We start from the raw sequence: 16,005 nt of genomic DNA, 5'->3' as shown, positions 1-16,005 counted from the left end.
CTTATTTTTGGGGAAAATAAAAACACGTACTATTTACACTCTGTGTGTAGCAGGTACGTGTTTTTGTCGGTTTAACTTTTTAGTCTTTTCTCTTTCCGAGGAAATGATCAAAGTGGTGAAGTGCTGCGGTATCTTCATGAGAAGCTGTAAATCCGGAGAGGACATCATGTGCATTAGCTTCTTCTTCTACCTGTTCAGTGATATACCACTGGAGGAATACTTCAGTTTCTAAATCTCCCTCAGCTCTTGCTTTTTTAAACAATGTACGGATGGAATCAGAAATATATTCTTCGTGTTTTAATGCAGCTTCCGCTACGACTACCGGACATTCAAAATGGGTAGTGATAGCATCAATAGCACCGAATTCAGTAGTTCCGTCACGATCTTCAATATAGTCAGAAAGTTTTAATGCATGTTCTCTTTCTTCGTTGTATTGTTTTGTGAGCCAAGCGGCATATCCCGGGAATCCTTCTCTTTTCATATCTTTTGCCATAGACAGATATAAATAAGCAGAATGGAACTCTTTTACTACCTGTTCATTGAGTGCTTTTTCCATAGAAGCAGTTAATTTCATAATACATTCCTCCTTACAACTCCTTGTGTTGTATAAATAGATGGCAATACGGTTTGCCTAGTTTTATTATAACTCTACTTATAAATTATTTATAGAGAGTTTGTATAAAACATGGAGAATTTCCTAGATTTCCTTATTATAGGTTAATAAGTTTTAAAATTTCTTCTTTTGGTTTGTAACCTAAAATTTCTTTTACTACTTTTCCGTCTTTAAATAAAATCATGGTAGGAATGCTCATAATATTAAATTGTGAAGCAAGTTCTTTTTGCTCATCTACATCCACTTTTCCTACTTTTAAAGATGTTATTTGTTCTTCTGCAATTTCAGCAATAACAGGTCCCAATAATCGACAGGGCGGGCACCAAGTTGCCCAAAAATCAACGAGAACCGGTTTTTCAGATTTAAGAACTTCTGTTTCAAAGTTATCTTTAGTAAGTATAATTTCCATGAGTTACCCCCTTATAATCAGTTTTTTCAAAAGAAGAAACTATATCTAAAAAAATCTATATATAGTATAACGCAAAGTAAAAAAATAGCAAGAGAAAATATAAATACACATAATAGGTTAATCCTGCTCTTTATTTGCTACTTGTTTACTTGTATAATAACTATCATGATTGAGTGTTTCCTCCCGACAGGAGGGGAAAGAAGGTTAAAAAATGTATTTGATTGATAGCTATGATGTCATTGTTGTTGGAGCAGGACATGCAGGCTGTGAAGCTGCTTTGGCAGCGGCTCGTATGGGATGCAAGACTTTACTTACGACAATTTCTTTAGATAATGTAGCTATGATGCCCTGCAATCCTGCTATTGGGGGACCGGGGAAAAGTCATTTGGTAAAAGAGCTGGATGCACTGGGCGGTGAAATGGGAATGGCTGCAGATGCAACCGCTATTCAAATGCGCATGTTAAATCGAAGCAAAGGTCCGGCTGTATATGCACTTCGTGCACAGTCTGATAAAGGTGCTTACCATCGTTATATGAAAAAGGTGGTAGAGAATACAGAACATCTGGATTTAAAACAGATGATGATTATAGATGTATTGGAAGAACACGGTCGCATTTGCGGTGTTATATCCGAGTTAGGGGAAGTATACCGTGCCAAAGCGGTTATTCTTTGTACGGGAACCTACTTGGAAAGTGCTATTATTACCGGTGACCATAAGTATAAAGGGGGACCGAGTGGTATGCGTCCCAGTACCGGATTTTCTGAAAATCTTCGTAAGCATGGAATTAAACTTCTGAGATTTAAAACGGGAACACCTTGTCGTGTAGATAAGCGTACTCTTACTTTAGAAAATATGTCATTGGAAGAAGGAGATCCGGATCATCATTCTTTTTCTTTTATGGATGAAGATGTCGATAGAAATCATGCTACTTGTTGGCTGACTTATACAAATGAGACTACGCATAGTATTATTCGTGCTAATTTATCCAGAGCGCCTATGTTTTCCGGGTTGATTGATGGTGTAGGTGCCAGATATTGTCCTTCTATTGAAGATAAAATTGTGCGTTTTGCTGATAAAAAGCAACATCAATTATTTGTTGAACCGGAAGGTATGGAAACAAATGAAATGTATGTACAAGGGATGTCGACCTCCCTTCCTATTGATGTGCAATATGCTTTTTTACGTACAATTCCCGGTCTTGAAAATGTACAAATTATGCGTGCTGCTTATGCGATTGAATATGATTTACTCGATCCGTTACAGTTATATCCGACTTTGGAATTAAAATCTCTTCCTGGGCTATATTCTGCAGGACAATCTAACGGTACTTCCGGTTATGAAGAGGCTGCAGCCCAAGGGCTTATGGCAGGTATTAATGCAGCATTAAAGATTCAAGGGAAAGAACCGTTTATTTTAGCTCGTCATGAAGCATATATCGGTTCTCTTATTGATGACTTGGTTACAAGAGGTACGAATGAACCTTATCGCATGATGACAAGTCGTAGTGAGTATCGATTGATTCTTCGTCAAGATAACGCAGATCTTAGGCTTACAGAAAAAGGATATCAAATTGGGTTGGTTACAGAAGAGAGATATCAACGTTTTTTGGAAAGACAGGCAAGACTGGAAGAAGCACTTACTTATATTCGTACAAAGCGATTTACCCCTACGCAAACAACTAATGACGCATTAAAGTCGGCTAATTCAGCACCTATTACGACAGGTATTGGCGCAGATCAAATATTAAAACGTCCGGAAATGACTTATGAAAAAATGGTTACATTTTTAGGTTGCACACCGTTTAGTTTAGATGCTACAGAAGAAATGGAAATTATTGTTAAGTATGAAGGGTATATTGCACGGCAAGAAAAAGCGATTACCAAAGCCGCACGTATGGAGAATGAAAAAATTCCGCGAGATATTGACTACTTACATATAGAAGGTATTACAATAGAAGCTAGACAAAAATTAGATAAAATACGTCCGTTATCTTTAGGGCAAGCAGCTCGTATATCCGGTGTATCACCGGCTGATATGACAGTACTTATGGTGTATTTAAAGCAACGTAAGGGAGTTTCTAAATGACAGCGCAAGATATAGTAAAGTCCTTTGCATTTATAAGTTTGGAAAGAGCAGAGTTACTTATAAAGTATAATGACTTAGTTATGGAAAAAAACAAGGTCATGAATCTTACCGGTATTAAAGATTTACAAGAAAGTATGATAAAAAATATATATGACTCTTTGACTGTATATGACAAAAAATATTTTCCCGAACAAGGGCGAATACTTGATTTAGGTACAGGAGCAGGATTTCCGGGTGTTGTTTTAGCGATTTTGCGACCGGATATGCAGGTCGTATTAATGGATGCGATTAGAAAAAAGCTTTCTTTTATACAAGAAGCGGTAGAGTTATTATGTCTTAGAAATGTAGAGGTTGTACATAGCCGTGCCGAAGATGCAGCTATACAGCCCGTTTATCGAGATGCATTTGATGTAGTTACTGCCAGAGCGGTAAAATCTTTACCCGTAATTTCTGAATGGGCATTGCCTTTTGTAAAAAAAGGCGGTTTTTTTGCAGCGATGAAAGGTCCGGGAGCAGAAACGGAATTGGGAGAGTCACAATCGATTTTACATTGTATGCATGCGTCTGTAGATGCTGTTAAAGAGTTAACATTACCATCCGGAGAGCAACGAGCTATTCTCTATATTAAGAAAAATGGGGTTACACCTACACGATTTCCTAGAAAAGCAGGGGAAGCGGAACGCCATCCTATCAAGTAAATAGTATAAAAGCTGTAATGAGAGAAATTTTTCATTGCAGCTTTTTATATCATGTATAATAAAAACAAATAATTTTATGGATGGAGAACATCATGAAAGTACAGCAGACTGTAGAAATACAACAACGATGCCAAGAATTATGGGAACATTTTTTGATTGCAAGTATATGCAATGATCTTTTGTTAGGAGCCGTTTCCGATCATCTTTATTTAGAGAATATGGAAACACTTGTAGAAAGTGTTGATAAGAAAGAAAAATTAGAATACTTAATTGATGCAATAACAGCTTGTGGGTTTGGCGAAGATATTCGTGAGGTAGCTTATCAGCTTTATGAGGGGGAAAATCCAATTGCACCTTATAATGAATTAACTTCTATATGGAACCCGGAAGATTTCATGGAGGAAGTTTTTGATAAAATTTCAAAACATATCCACTATTATTCTTATGAGTCTATTACCGATAATCCTTATTATAAAAATGTGAAATTAGATACAACAACTTGTGGGGCAATTACTCTTTCTACCAAAGATACCTTGCCGTATGAGTTTTTTCAGGCATACTACCAAACATATGATAAAAGCAATCCGTTCTTTTACGCAAAATTAGGTTTTTTTGATAGAAAGATATATTTTCCAGCTCTTTTAGAAAATGGGAATGTGTGGATGAGTGTAGTTGTGAGTGAAATTGAGTCCATGCAAAAGGATATAGACTTGGCACATGGTAAGGTGATTACATATGGATTGGGACTTGGCTATTATGCATTTATGGTAGCGGCAAAAGAAAATGTAGAAAGTGTCACCATTATCGAAAAAAATCCGGATGTAATTTCTTTATTTAAAGATAAAATATTAATTCAATTTCCACATAAAGATAAGATTCACATTATAGAAGCCGATGCATTGGAGTTCGTAAAGCAGCAGAAAGATGGCGAATATGATATTGCTTTTAGTGATTTTTGGGGCGGCTATTATGATGGGGTATCTTTATATATGCAATTTATGCCGTTAACAGCAAGATTTCATAAAACAATACATACTTATTGGATTGAGAGTTGTTTTATGGAATATTTCTTTAGACCGGTAGTTATGAAAGTATTAATGAAATTGATAGAAGGAAAAGAAGTAGAATTACCTGTTCGTCAATATGAGGTGGAACAAATACAAGTTGCTTTTGAAAAATATCTTTTAAAAGAGGAGATAATCATTCATTCTGCAGCAGATATAGATGCTCTTTTATCGCCGACAAACATGATTTTATTGATGCGTTCTTTTGCAATTTCTTATCAAAAACAATTCCAAAATTAAGTACTTAAAATAAGCTTATATTAAGGGACTATATGCTATAATTAGTGAAGTTAAGCATTTTAAACTTTCTTTTAAATAGAGGGTTTTTATAAGAATTTATGTTTTCTAGTCGATATGACTTAGGGGCTATTATGAAAAATTCAGAAATTCAATCTACACGAAATCGTTATCGGAGAGCGGTACGAGATAAAAAGCCTTTATGGAAAAAATTAATTACTGCACTTCTTATTATTTGTGTAATTTGTTTTACAGGTGCAGGTGCCGGATTTTTATTATCTGTAACAGGTACTTTACCGGATGTGAGTCAAAACTTCCGTCCGGAAATATCTTCACAAATTTTTGATTGTAATGGGAAATTAATTACTACAGTACATGCAGAACAGAATCGATTGCCGGTCAGTATTGATGAAATTCCTGAAAATCTGCAAAACGGATTTATTGCAGCAGAAGATGTGCGTTTTTATCAACATCATGGTATTGACCCGCGTGGGATTTTACGAGCGATATATAAGAATATCATATCCGGTAATTCAACAGGACAAGGCGGGTCAACTATTACACAGCAGTTAGCACGTAATGCATTCTTGTCACAAGATCAGACTATTAAGAGAAAACTTTTAGAAGCAGTTCTTGCTATAGAAATTGAAAATAAATATACGAAAAAAGAAATTCTTGAAATGTATATTAATCAAATTTATTTTGGACAAGGTGCTTATGGGGCACAAACTGCTTCACATATTTATTTTGGTAAAGATGTTAAAGATTTAAACTTAGCACAGTGTGCATTATTGGCGGGACTCCCTAATAGTCCTAATTACTATTCTCCGTTTAGAAGCTTGGAAGCGGCCAAATATAGACAAGGGTTAGTATTGGATCAAATGGCTAAATATGGATATATTACTCCTGAACAAGCTGAAGAAGCTAAGAATGCCGATTTAGGTTTGATGCAGCCAAACTCTAATGAAAGTAATAATTTTGCGTCTTATTTTGTTTCTTATGTTATTCAAACAATCAGTGATAAATATGATTCCGATGTTGTTTATAAAGAGGGGTTAAAGATTTATACGACATTGGACTTGGATATGCAAAAAGAAGCAGAAGCAGCGGTTAAACAGGGGCTTCCTGCAGGGGATAAAGACGCTAATGGATTAACACAACCTCAAGGGGCTTTAATTACTATTGAAGCTAAAACAGGTAATGTGAAAGCTATGGTTGGTGGACGTGGTGAAGATCAGTTTAATCGTGCGGTGCAAATGTATCGTCAACCGGGATCTGCATTTAAACCTTTTACTTATGTAACTGCATTGGAAGCGGGAATGAGTCCTTTATCTATGTTGGGGAATGAAAGAGTAACTTTTGGTGGTTGGTCCCCTAAGAACTATGCAGGGACTACAAGTGCTCCGGTAACAATGACAGAAGCATTGGTACACTCTTTAAATATTCCAACTGTCAATTTGGCAAATAAGGTGGGTATGTCAAATGTATTAGAAACCGCTAAAAAATGTGGAATTTCCAGTCTTGTAGAAAGTGGTCCTTATAATGATGGTAATTTAGCATCTGCACTTGGCGGTCTTACTAAAGGCGTTTCTTTATGGGATATGGCAAAAGCTTATAGTGTTTTTGCAAATAATGGAAAATTGGTACAACCACGAGTTATTCTTCGAGTAGAAGATCGCAATGGTAATGTATTGGAGGATCATAACGAAACACCCAAAGAGGAACGTGTATTAGAGGAGACAGCGGTACAACGTTTGAATGCTATGTTAGAGCAAGTAGTTCTTCGTGGAACCGGTGGCGGAGCTTATATTGGCACTGCTATGGCAGGTAAGACAGGAACTACCGATCAAGAGCATGATGCGTGGTTTGTCGGATATACACCGGAGTTGGTAACTGCAGTATGGATTGGTGATGATACGGGTACGGATGCCGGTTATACCGGAGGTACTATACCTGCTACTATTTGGAGAGATTTTATGGGGCAAGTTGTTTCCCGAATGGGGAGTGGTAATTTTGATATTCCACCATCTATCAGAAATGAAATAGGCAGGTCACAAGCTGAAACTGAGAAGGAAAATAAAGATAAAAAAGATAAGAGCAAAGAGAAGGATAATAAGAAAGACTCCTCTGAAGATAAGAATAAGAAAGAGTCTTTAGCAGATAAAGCGAATAACTCTGCTGAAAAAGTAGGGAAGACATTGTTGGATAAAGTGGCGGGACAGTCTGTTGAAGAATAGTAAAATGAGGCGTATCTGTTTATGATACGTCTCATTTTTATTTTGTGATAGTCAACTTATAAAAGATACCGATGGCATTCTATTTATCTTTTGGGAGTACACATAAAAAATATATAATAAGCATACTCTTTTTTAAAAATAAAACACGTAATATACAATAATTAATTGTATAAGTATTGTCATAATGAGTACAATCTTTTTAAAAGGTACTAAATAGATAAATAAATACCAGTTTCAATAATATAAATGCATAATATGATAACTAAAACAGATTTGACAGTCTAAATGCTGTGGTATACCATAATTAGTATAGAAAAGATAAACGTGTATACTTTATGCATGTACAATCGTCAGTAGTCATATGTTCTAGGAGGATTATGATGGACAAAAGAGAAAACGAATATGTATTGTGGTTTGATGAGTTGCGTAGAGCCGATGTAGGTTTAGTTGGAGGGAAATCTTCTTCTTTAGGTGAACTTACTAGTGAAACAAAAGTACCGGTTCCTTATGGATACGCTACCACCGCTAACGCATACCGTTATTTTATGGATGTGACAGGTCAAAATCATAAGATTCATGAGCTTCTTGAAGGACTTAATGACGTGGAAGACAGTGTGGAGTTGCATGATGTATGCACACGCATTCGTGAAAGTATCATGGGTGCAGAAATGCCAAAGGATTTAGCGGATGCTATTGCAGCTGCTTATGAAGAATTAGCAAAAAAAGTAGGAGAACACAATCCTTTTGTTGCAGTTCGTTCCAGTGCAACGGCTGAAGATCTTCCTGATGCATCTTTTGCAGGGCAGCAAGATACTTACTTAAATGTGCATGGAAAAGAAGAAGTAATTCGTAAGGTAAAAGAATGTTATGCATCTACCTTTACAGATCGTGCAGTTTATTATCGTGCAAAACAAGGTTATGACCATGAAAACGTAGCTTTATCAGCAGCTATTCAAATGATGGCGGACGCTAAAGCAGCAGGTGTTATGTTTACTGTAAACCTTGCAACCGGTGAGGATGATTGCATTATGGTAGAAGGTTCTTGGGGGTTAGGTGAATTTGTAGTACAGGGAACTGTTACACCGGATAATTTCGTTATCAACAAGAGTGACTTAAGCATTCGTTCCAAGCAAATTAATGATAAAGCAGTAGAATTAGTACGTCTTCCCAATGGTGGTGTAGAAGAGCGTAAAGTTTCTGACGAGCTAGCAAGAACGCAGGTTATTACTGATGAACAGTTGGCAGAATTAGCCGGATATGCTCGTGCTATTGAAAAGCACTATGGTTGCTATATGGATATGGAATGGGCTGTTGATCATAAAAACAGAATCTGGATTTTACAAGCACGTCCGGAAACTGTATGGTCCAGAAGAAATAAAGATACAAAGGAAGAAAAGAAAGTGAATATTACAACAGATCATAAGGTACTTGTTAAGGGACTTCCTGCCTCTCCCGGTTTAGTAGCAGGTAAAGTACATGTTATTACTAATCCGGAAGATATTGAAAAGTTTAAGAAGGGTGAAATTCTTGTAACTCCGATGACATCTCCGGACTGGGTTCCTGCAATGAAGAAAGCGGTAGCTATTATTACTGATGCAGGAGGAATGACTTGTCATGCATCTATTGTATCTCGTGAATTAGGAATTCCTTGCGTAGTAGGTACTAAGAGCCGCAGTGTGGAAGCTACATTAACTTTAAAAGATGGACAGGATGTAACCGTAGATGCACAAAACGGTATTATTTATGATGGTATCGTTGAAGATATGATTAAGAAAGAGGATACACAGGCTGCAGGACAGGCAGTAGTAGCAGAATATTTTGCACCAACCGGTACCGGAGTTATGATGAATTTAGGTGATCCGGATTTAGCTGCCAAGTATGCAAACCTTCCTTGCGACGGTATTGGATTAATGCGTGAAGAATTTATTTGGACTACTTTTATTCATGAACATCCACTGTATTTAATTGAAACAGGTCGTGCAGATAAAGTAATTGATATGTTGGCAGAAGGTATTTCTAAAGTTTGCCGTGCTATGAATCCAAGACCGGTAGTGCTTCGTTTCTCTGACTTCAAGTCCGGAGAATATAGAAATCTTAAAGGCGGGGATAAGTACGAACCTTTGGAAGAAGCGGATTTGCTTGGTTGGAGAGGTGCTTCTCGTTATTATGATCCAAAATATACCGAAGCTTTCCGTTTGGAATTAAAAGCAGTACGTAAAGTACGCGAAGAATTTGGGCTTAAGAATTTAAATTGTATGATTCCGTTCTGCCGTACTGTTAAGGAAGCGGAATTGGTTACAGATATTATGAGAGAAGAAGGATTGGAACGTGGTCCGGACTTCAAACTCTATTTGATGGCAGAACTTCCGGCAAATATTATTTTGGCAGATCAGTTTAATAAATTTGTCGATGGATACTCTATAGGTTCTAATGATTTGACCATGTTGATTCTTGGTTGTGATAGAAATAACGATACGGTTGCTAAGCTGTTTGATGAAAGAAATTTGGCAATTAAGAGAGCTGTTCGTCATTTAATTGAAACGGCACATAAAGATGGTAAGACTGTATCTATTTGTGGACAAGCTCCATCCGTATATCCGGAATTTACTGAATTTTTAATTAAGAGCGGCATTGATTATGTGTCTGTAAATCCGGATATGGTTAAGGTTACCAAGAGAAATGTGGCACGTTTTGAACAAAGACTTATGCTTGATGCTGCTACCGGTCGTGGAAAAGTGGAAGTAGAAGATTACAATTGGTAATAACATATATACTTACGAGGTAAGGATAAAGCGGAACTGTATCTACAGTTCCGGCTTTGTCGTAAATTAATAGCTCCTTATATGGGGCTACAGAAAGTGAGATGAGTAGTTTGAGGCTTACTGAGAGACAGAAGGAAATTACGGCTATTGTGCGTGAAAATGGCCCCATTACAGGAGAACAGATTGCAGAAAGACTTCATGTAACCAGAAGTGCACTTCGTGGAGACTTGGCAGTGTTATTATCCGGTGAAGTTATTGCGGCACGACGTCGTCTTGGGTATTATTATCTGGGCGGCGGAGAAGATCCGGCAGCTATGGAAATCAGAAAGTGTATTGTGGAAGACTGTATGTCAAGTCCTGCTATTGTTTCTGTAACAGCAAGTGCTTATGATGCAGCGGTACTTCTTTTTACACAAGATATAGGAACTGTCTTTGTTGGAACTAAAGAGGATGTATTAGGTGTAGTATCTCGTAAGGATCTTCTTAAGGCAGCTATGGGAAGAGAAAATTTACAGAGTATGCCTATTTCCATGGTGATGACATCCAAGTCGAAAATGATTTTTGCGGAACCTAAGGATAGCATGGTGGATGTTGCTAAGAAGTTAATTGATTATGAAATTGACTGTTTACCGGTTATTACCATAGAGGATGAAGGCGGTAGCAAGAAATATGTACTTCATGGACGCTTATCTAAGACAAATATTACCAGGTTGTTCTTGGAATTAGGTAAAGGTAAAGATAAATAATGAATGAGCCAAAAATGATCTATGTAGTATCCGATTCTTTAGGAGAAACAGCCGAAAGCGTAGCCAAAGCGACTATTAGTCAGTTTGATGAAAGTCATTTGGATATTATTAGAGTACCTTTTGTAAGGCATGTAGAGCAGATTCAGAATATTGTAAATGAAGCAGCAACTAATAACGGTGTAGTATGTCATACTTTGGTATCGGAAGAGCTTCGCGCGGAATTTGAAAGAGCAGCAACGGAAAAGCAAGTTAAATATGTAGATCTTTTAGGTCCTATGCTGGATATGTTATCTCAAGTAACACAAACTAAACCTAGGATGAAACCGGGCATTATTCATAAGTTGGATCAAGAATACTTTAAAAAGGTTGGAGCGATTGAGTTTGCCGTTAAATATGATGATGGAAAAAATCCGGTGGGATTTAAGCAGGCCGATATAGTTCTTATCGGGGTATCTCGCACTTCTAAGACTCCATTATCAATGTATTTAGCACATAAAGCTTACAAAGTGGCAAACTTACCTCTTGTTCCGGAACTACCTCTTCCTAAGGAAATTTTTGAAGTACCGCCTTACAAGTTAATAGGGCTTATTATCGATCCGTTTAAATTAAACTCTATTCGAACAGAAAGAATTAAGGCATTAGGGTTTAACGGGTCGGCTAATTATACGGATATTTCTCGTATTGAGGAAGAATTGTTATATGCTAAATCTGTAATGCGTCATTTACATTGTGCTGTGTTAGATGTATCTAATAAGGCGATTGAAGAAACGGCTTCTCGTATTATGGAAATTATGGAAAGAAATAAACAAATTTATGGGGAGCGTTATTAAAAAGAAAAGATAAGTTGATAGGAAATGCAATATATCATTAGGGGCAATAATGCAAGATATTATCGAAATATATTGACATTCTATTAATCTTTTTATATAATAAATTGAAAACTATCGATTTAAGAACGATTATCTAAAACAAAAGGGAGAATGGCGATGGCTGATACTTTATTTTATAAAGATTATGCGGTTATTTTTAAAGCATTATCTGATGAAACAAGATTATGTATTGTAGACATGTTATCTTGTAATGAAATGTCTGCAGGGGATATTCTTAGTAACTTTACTTTATCTCAATCTACTTTAAGTTATCATATGAAGATTTTAATTGAAGCTAAAGTTGTTAATGCACGTCGTGAAGGTTTATGGACAAAGTATTCTATTAATGAAGAAACATTTGAAGAGTTACTTGCCTTTATTCCTAAGCTTTATCGACTAAAAGATAAATGCATCTGTCGTTATGTAAAATATAGTAAAGATGAAAAAGCTAACGGCCAGGATGGAAAAGATATTTTTGGCAATTAAAAAACTGCGCCTGAGAGCGCAGTTTTTTTATCTATATAAATTTATGTAAAGATAACAATACTTTCGGGTATTGAGAAAGGAGAGTTATGAATATTCGTGAACGTTCAGAACAAGTAGAAAAACAATTATTAATAAAAGAAGCTGCACTTGCTTGCAATGCGAAAAGAGATTATCCGGAAGAGCCTTGTCCTATTCGTACTGCTTTCCAACGAGATAGAGATAGAATTTTACATAGTAATTCTTTTCGTAGAATGAAACATAAAACACAGGTATATATAGCGCCCAAGGGGGATCATTACCGAACAAGAATGACGCATACGTTAGAGGTTGCACAAATTGGAAGAACTATTGCAAGGGCTCTTTCTTTGAATGAAGATCTTACAGAAGCTATTGCATTTGGTCATGATATGGGGCACACACCTTTTGGTCATGTTGGCGAATCGGCACTTAATGATATTTGTGGGCATTTTAAACACAATGAACAAGGTGTACGTATTGTAGAACACTTAGAGAAAAATGGGCAAGGTCTTAATTTAACAAACGAAGTAAGAGATGGTATTTTGCATCATACAGGAAATATTCAGGCATATACTTGGGAAGGTCGCTTAATAAAATATGCAGATCGAATTGCTTATCTTTGTCATGATTTTGATGATGCAGAACGCTCTAATATATTAACAGCTAAAGATTTACCAGTAGAGGTTCGAGAGTTGTTCGGTATGACACATTCGGATATGATTACTGCCATGGTTATGGATTTAATTACGTATTCCTTAGATAAACACACCTTATCTATGTCGCCTACCGGAGAAAAAACTCTTTTACAGTTTAGAAAATTTATGTTTGAGAATGTGTATATTGCACCAATTATGGTTCCTGACAGAGAACGCGGATATCATGTAGTTACACAATTGTATTCTTATTTCATAAAACATTCAGAAAAACTTCCTGAGAAATTTCTTCGTTTAGCAAAGGATACAAGTCAAGCAGTTACCGATTATATTTCAGGATTAACGGATAATAGAGCTATTTCATTATATCAAGAGATTTATGTTCCTCGTTATTGGAATTTTTAGAAGAATGAATCATGATGAAAAAACAACGTTCTTGGATTATGCATGTTGATATGGATGCGTTTTATGCATCGGTAGAACAACGTGATAATCCTGATTATCGAGGAAAACCTGTAATCGTAGGGGGGAACACTAAACGGAGTGTGGTCGCAACGGCATCTTATGAAGCACGTAAGTTTGGTGTGCATTCAGCTATGTCTATCATGCTTGCCAGGCGTAAATGTCCAACAGGAATTTTTGTGACACCGAGATTTACAGTATATAAGAAAATATCCAAAGAAATTCATGAAATCATGTTACATTATGCAGAAACGATAGAACCTCTTTCTTTAGATGAAGCTTTTATGGATATTTCAGGAATGGGGAGTCAATATAAGACTTTAGATAATATAGGAACGGCTATTAAAAAAGAAATTAAAGAAAAAGTGGGATTGATAGCTTCTGTCGGTATTGCTCCTAATAAATTTTTGGCAAAGATGGCAAGCGATTTAGCTAAACCGGATGGACTGTATATTATTCCATATGGAAAAGAAGCTTCTACCTTAAAATTATTACCCGTAAGAAAATTATGGGGAGTAGGTCATATTACGGAGAAGAAATTATTGCAGTCCGGATTTAAAACGATTGGAGATATACAACAAGTCGATATTACAAAACTCGCTAAAATAGTTGGTAACCAGGCTAAGCGATTAAAAAACTTATCGCTGGGAATAGATCATCGTCCTATTGTACCCAAAAGAATTATTAAATCTATCAGTGACGAGTCTACTTATGAAACGGATTTAAATGATATTCATGAAATATCCAAACAAATTTCACTACATAGTGATATAGTGGCTAAACGATTAAGAGCGCATAACTTATCGGCAGCTACAATTACGTTGAAAATTAAATTTGCATCTTTTAAAAGCATTTCACGTTCCATGTCTTTGATAGATCCGACCTGTCTTGCATCTGAAATTGATATGGTAGCACAGAAATTATTACAACGAATGGCAATAAAAGAGGGCGTAAGGCTTATTGGTGTTACAGGAAGTCATTTAACGAAAACTATGGAAATGATGAACCTGTTTTCCGATCGTAAAGAACGCTATAATAAGGTGGCTTCTGTTGTGGATGAGATACAACACAAATATGGAGAGATGGCTATACGTAGAGGTATTTGGCTCGAGGATGAGAGCCACTCCAAGAAGAAAAAGAAAGAAGATTCATAAAGATATTCTTATAGGATTGTGTTATAGTGAATGATAAATGGTATGTGAGGAGGAATTTATCACTATGGAGAATAACGGACCCCTATGGCCCGAATTATTGATTTTATTTTTGCTTATTTTAGGGAATGCAGTATGTTCATTAGCTGAAATTTCTATTGTTGGTGCCAGAAAAACGAAGTTAACGGAAATGGCAGAAGAGGGCAATAAAAAAGCAGAATTGGCTCTTCATATGGCACAACATACAGAAGAGTTGTTTTCTACTATTCAAGTAGGAATTACTACGATCGGTATTTTAACAGGTATGTTTTCCGGTGCTTCCTTAGCAGGTCCCATGGCAAATGTACTTAGAAAGACTCCTTTGTTAGCTGACTATGCAGAGGGATTGTCTTTATTTATTGTTATGGCATTAGTTACCTATGTATCTTTGATTATAGGAGAATTGGTACCAAAGTGGATTGCTATTGCACAGCCGGAAAAAGTAGCTTGTTTAGTGGCAGGTCCTATGTTATGGACAGCTCGTATATTTAGACCGATTATATCTTTTTGTACTTGGTCTACTAAGCATGTAGTTTCTGCTATGGGAATTCATATGGAGCGTGAAAAGTCTGTATCGGAAGAAGAAATTATGGTTTTATTACAACAAGGTGCACGCCTTGGGACTTTTGATAAAGAAGAGCCGGAAATTATCGATCGTGTATTTCAGATGAATGATTTAACAGCAGCGGATTGTATGACTCCTCGCAGTGTGTTTTATTGGGTGGATATAGACGAATCTGATGAAGTGATTTGGAAAATGGTAGAGCAAAGTGAACATTACAGACTGCCTGTAGGCAAAGGCTCCTTAGATGAATTTTCCGGTCTTATCGGGACAACGGATGTATTACTTGATCAACATCAAACACAAGGTAGGCAAAGTATAAAGGAATCTATAAAAAAATGTTTATATACTCCGGTTTTAATTCCTGAGACACTTACTTTAGACAAAATCCTTTCTACTTTTAAAGAAAAAGGGACTCACGAAGCTATTGTCATTGATGAATATGGTATATTAACAGGAATGGTTACTCTTCATGACGTATTAGAACAACTTTTAGGAAATATGCCTGGGAATCAAGAAGATGTAGCAGAGGAGAAAAATAAAATCGTTCCCTATGCGGAAGATACTTGGCTAGTGGAAGGTCTTTGTACAATCGATGATTTTAGAAACTATTTTTCAATAGAAGAAGAGTTACCCGGAGAAGCAAAAGATTACTATAAAACTGTAGGAGGATTTGTAACATATCGTTTTGGATATATTCCTAAAGAAACAGAAAAAACAAGTTTTGGAGAGTTTATTTTTGAAGTAATAGATTGTGATAATCGTAGAATAGATAAGGTACTTGTTACAAGAAATAAAAGAGACGTTATATAACGTCTCTTTTTTGATATGGCAGTTTACAGTCGTAGTAAACTGAGGTTTGGTATAATAAAAAATAAATGAATTATCGATGAATATCTTTAATATATAAGTA

13 protein-coding genes are annotated in these 16,005 nt (G+C 36.2%); 11 read left to right on the top strand and 2 right to left on the bottom strand.

The features are described from left to right. Nucleotides 1–79 precede the first annotated feature (79 nt). Complete coding sequence (locus BCB69_RS05310; RefSeq protein ID WP_022513265.1) at nt 80–574, bottom strand: ferritin; 495 nt, start codon at nt 572–574, stop codon at nt 80–82. Nucleotides 575–710: 136 nt separating this feature from the next. Beyond that, the gene (gene trxA / locus BCB69_RS05305) at nt 711–1,022 is read right to left on the bottom strand and encodes a thioredoxin (protein WP_069177219.1); all 312 of its coding nucleotides are present in this window, start codon (nt 1,020–1,022) and stop codon (nt 711–713) included. A gap of 211 nt (nt 1,023–1,233) precedes the next feature. Here trxA and mnmG point away from each other — a divergent pair, with 211 nt between their 5' ends. From mnmG to BCB69_RS05250, 11 genes are all read left to right on the top strand, one after another. Continuing rightward, complete coding sequence (gene mnmG, locus BCB69_RS05300; protein WP_069177218.1) at nt 1,234–3,108, top strand: tRNA uridine-5-carboxymethylaminomethyl(34) synthesis enzyme MnmG; 1,875 nt, start codon at nt 1,234–1,236, stop codon at nt 3,106–3,108. After that, nucleotides 3,105–3,806 carry a 16S rRNA (guanine(527)-N(7))-methyltransferase RsmG gene (gene rsmG / locus BCB69_RS05295; protein ID WP_022513262.1) on the top strand — a complete coding sequence of 234 codons (702 nt, stop codon included), beginning with the start codon at nt 3,105–3,107 and terminating at the stop codon, nt 3,804–3,806. The genes mnmG and rsmG overlap by 4 nt, the downstream gene beginning before the upstream one ends. A 92-nt stretch (nt 3,807–3,898) precedes the next feature. Continuing rightward, entirely contained in the window at nt 3,899–5,110 is a 1,212-nt protein-coding gene (locus BCB69_RS05290) for a class I SAM-dependent methyltransferase (RefSeq protein ID WP_069177217.1), read from the top strand. Nucleotides 5,111–5,241: 131 nt separating this feature from the next. Then, nucleotides 5,242–7,344, top strand: coding sequence for a transglycosylase domain-containing protein (locus tag BCB69_RS05285; RefSeq protein WP_069177431.1), 2,103 nt, complete (start codon nt 5,242–5,244; stop codon nt 7,342–7,344). Nucleotides 7,345–7,721: 377 nt separating this feature from the next. After that, nucleotides 7,722–10,106 carry a phosphoenolpyruvate synthase gene (gene ppsA, locus BCB69_RS05280; RefSeq protein WP_418235865.1) on the top strand — a complete coding sequence of 795 codons (2,385 nt, stop codon included), beginning with the start codon at nt 7,722–7,724 and terminating at the stop codon, nt 10,104–10,106. 110 nt (nt 10,107–10,216) lie between these two features. Further along, a complete protein-coding gene (locus tag BCB69_RS05275) occupies nt 10,217–10,852 on the top strand; it encodes a helix-turn-helix transcriptional regulator (protein WP_173644823.1) in 636 nt (211 codons plus the stop codon). Further along, on the top strand, nt 10,852–11,682 hold the full coding sequence (locus BCB69_RS05270) for a pyruvate, water dikinase regulatory protein (protein ID WP_069177216.1): 831 nt from the start codon (nt 10,852–10,854) through the stop codon (nt 11,680–11,682). The genes BCB69_RS05275 and BCB69_RS05270 overlap by 1 nt, the downstream gene beginning before the upstream one ends. Nucleotides 11,683–11,838: 156 nt before the next feature. Beyond that, a complete protein-coding gene (locus BCB69_RS05265) occupies nt 11,839–12,207 on the top strand; it encodes an ArsR/SmtB family transcription factor (RefSeq protein WP_022513256.1) in 369 nt (122 codons plus the stop codon). Nucleotides 12,208–12,293: 86 nt separating this feature from the next. Beyond that, a complete protein-coding gene (locus tag BCB69_RS05260; RefSeq protein ID WP_069177215.1) occupies nt 12,294–13,283 on the top strand; it encodes a deoxyguanosinetriphosphate triphosphohydrolase in 990 nt (329 codons plus the stop codon). An 11-nt stretch (nt 13,284–13,294) separates the two neighbouring features. After that, nucleotides 13,295–14,494 carry a DNA polymerase IV gene (locus tag BCB69_RS05255; protein WP_236887182.1) on the top strand — a complete coding sequence of 400 codons (1,200 nt, stop codon included), beginning with the start codon at nt 13,295–13,297 and terminating at the stop codon, nt 14,492–14,494. Between the two features lie 64 nt (nt 14,495–14,558). After that, nucleotides 14,559–15,905: a hemolysin family protein gene (locus tag BCB69_RS05250; RefSeq protein WP_069177214.1), complete on the top strand. Its 1,347-nt coding sequence runs from the start codon at nt 14,559–14,561 to the stop codon at nt 15,903–15,905. The last annotated feature ends 100 nt before the right edge of the window (nt 15,906–16,005 follow it).

This window comes from Dialister pneumosintes, assembly GCF_001717505.1.
Taxonomy (GTDB): domain Bacteria; phylum Bacillota; class Negativicutes; order Veillonellales; family Dialisteraceae; genus Allisonella; species Allisonella pneumosinta.
Note: the sequence above shows the minus strand (reverse complement) of the source record. Positions and strands in the feature narration are given on the sequence as shown.

Bases quoted from the DNA above. Each gene is read 5' to 3' on its own strand.
- BCB69_RS05310 (WP_022513265.1), bottom strand. From the start codon at position 574: ATGAAATTAACTGCTTCTATGGAAAAAGCACTCAATGAACAGGTAGTA.
- trxA (WP_069177219.1), bottom strand. From the start codon at position 1,022: ATGGAAATTATACTTACTAAAGATAACTTTGAAACAGAAGTTCTTAAA.
- mnmG (WP_069177218.1), top strand. From the start codon at position 1,234: ATGTATTTGATTGATAGCTATGATGTCATTGTTGTTGGAGCAGGACAT.
- rsmG (WP_022513262.1), top strand. From the start codon at position 3,105: ATGACAGCGCAAGATATAGTAAAGTCCTTTGCATTTATAAGTTTGGAA.
- BCB69_RS05290 (WP_069177217.1), top strand. From the start codon at position 3,899: ATGAAAGTACAGCAGACTGTAGAAATACAACAACGATGCCAAGAATTA.
- BCB69_RS05285 (WP_069177431.1), top strand. From the start codon at position 5,242: ATGAAAAATTCAGAAATTCAATCTACACGAAATCGTTATCGGAGAGCG.
- ppsA (WP_418235865.1), top strand. From the start codon at position 7,722: ATGATGGACAAAAGAGAAAACGAATATGTATTGTGGTTTGATGAGTTG.
- BCB69_RS05270 (WP_069177216.1), top strand. From the start codon at position 10,852: ATGAATGAGCCAAAAATGATCTATGTAGTATCCGATTCTTTAGGAGAA.
- BCB69_RS05265 (WP_022513256.1), top strand. From the start codon at position 11,839: ATGGCTGATACTTTATTTTATAAAGATTATGCGGTTATTTTTAAAGCA.
- BCB69_RS05260 (WP_069177215.1), top strand. From the start codon at position 12,294: ATGAATATTCGTGAACGTTCAGAACAAGTAGAAAAACAATTATTAATA.
- BCB69_RS05255 (WP_236887182.1), top strand. From the start codon at position 13,295: ATGATGAAAAAACAACGTTCTTGGATTATGCATGTTGATATGGATGCG.
- BCB69_RS05250 (WP_069177214.1), top strand. From the start codon at position 14,559: ATGGAGAATAACGGACCCCTATGGCCCGAATTATTGATTTTATTTTTG.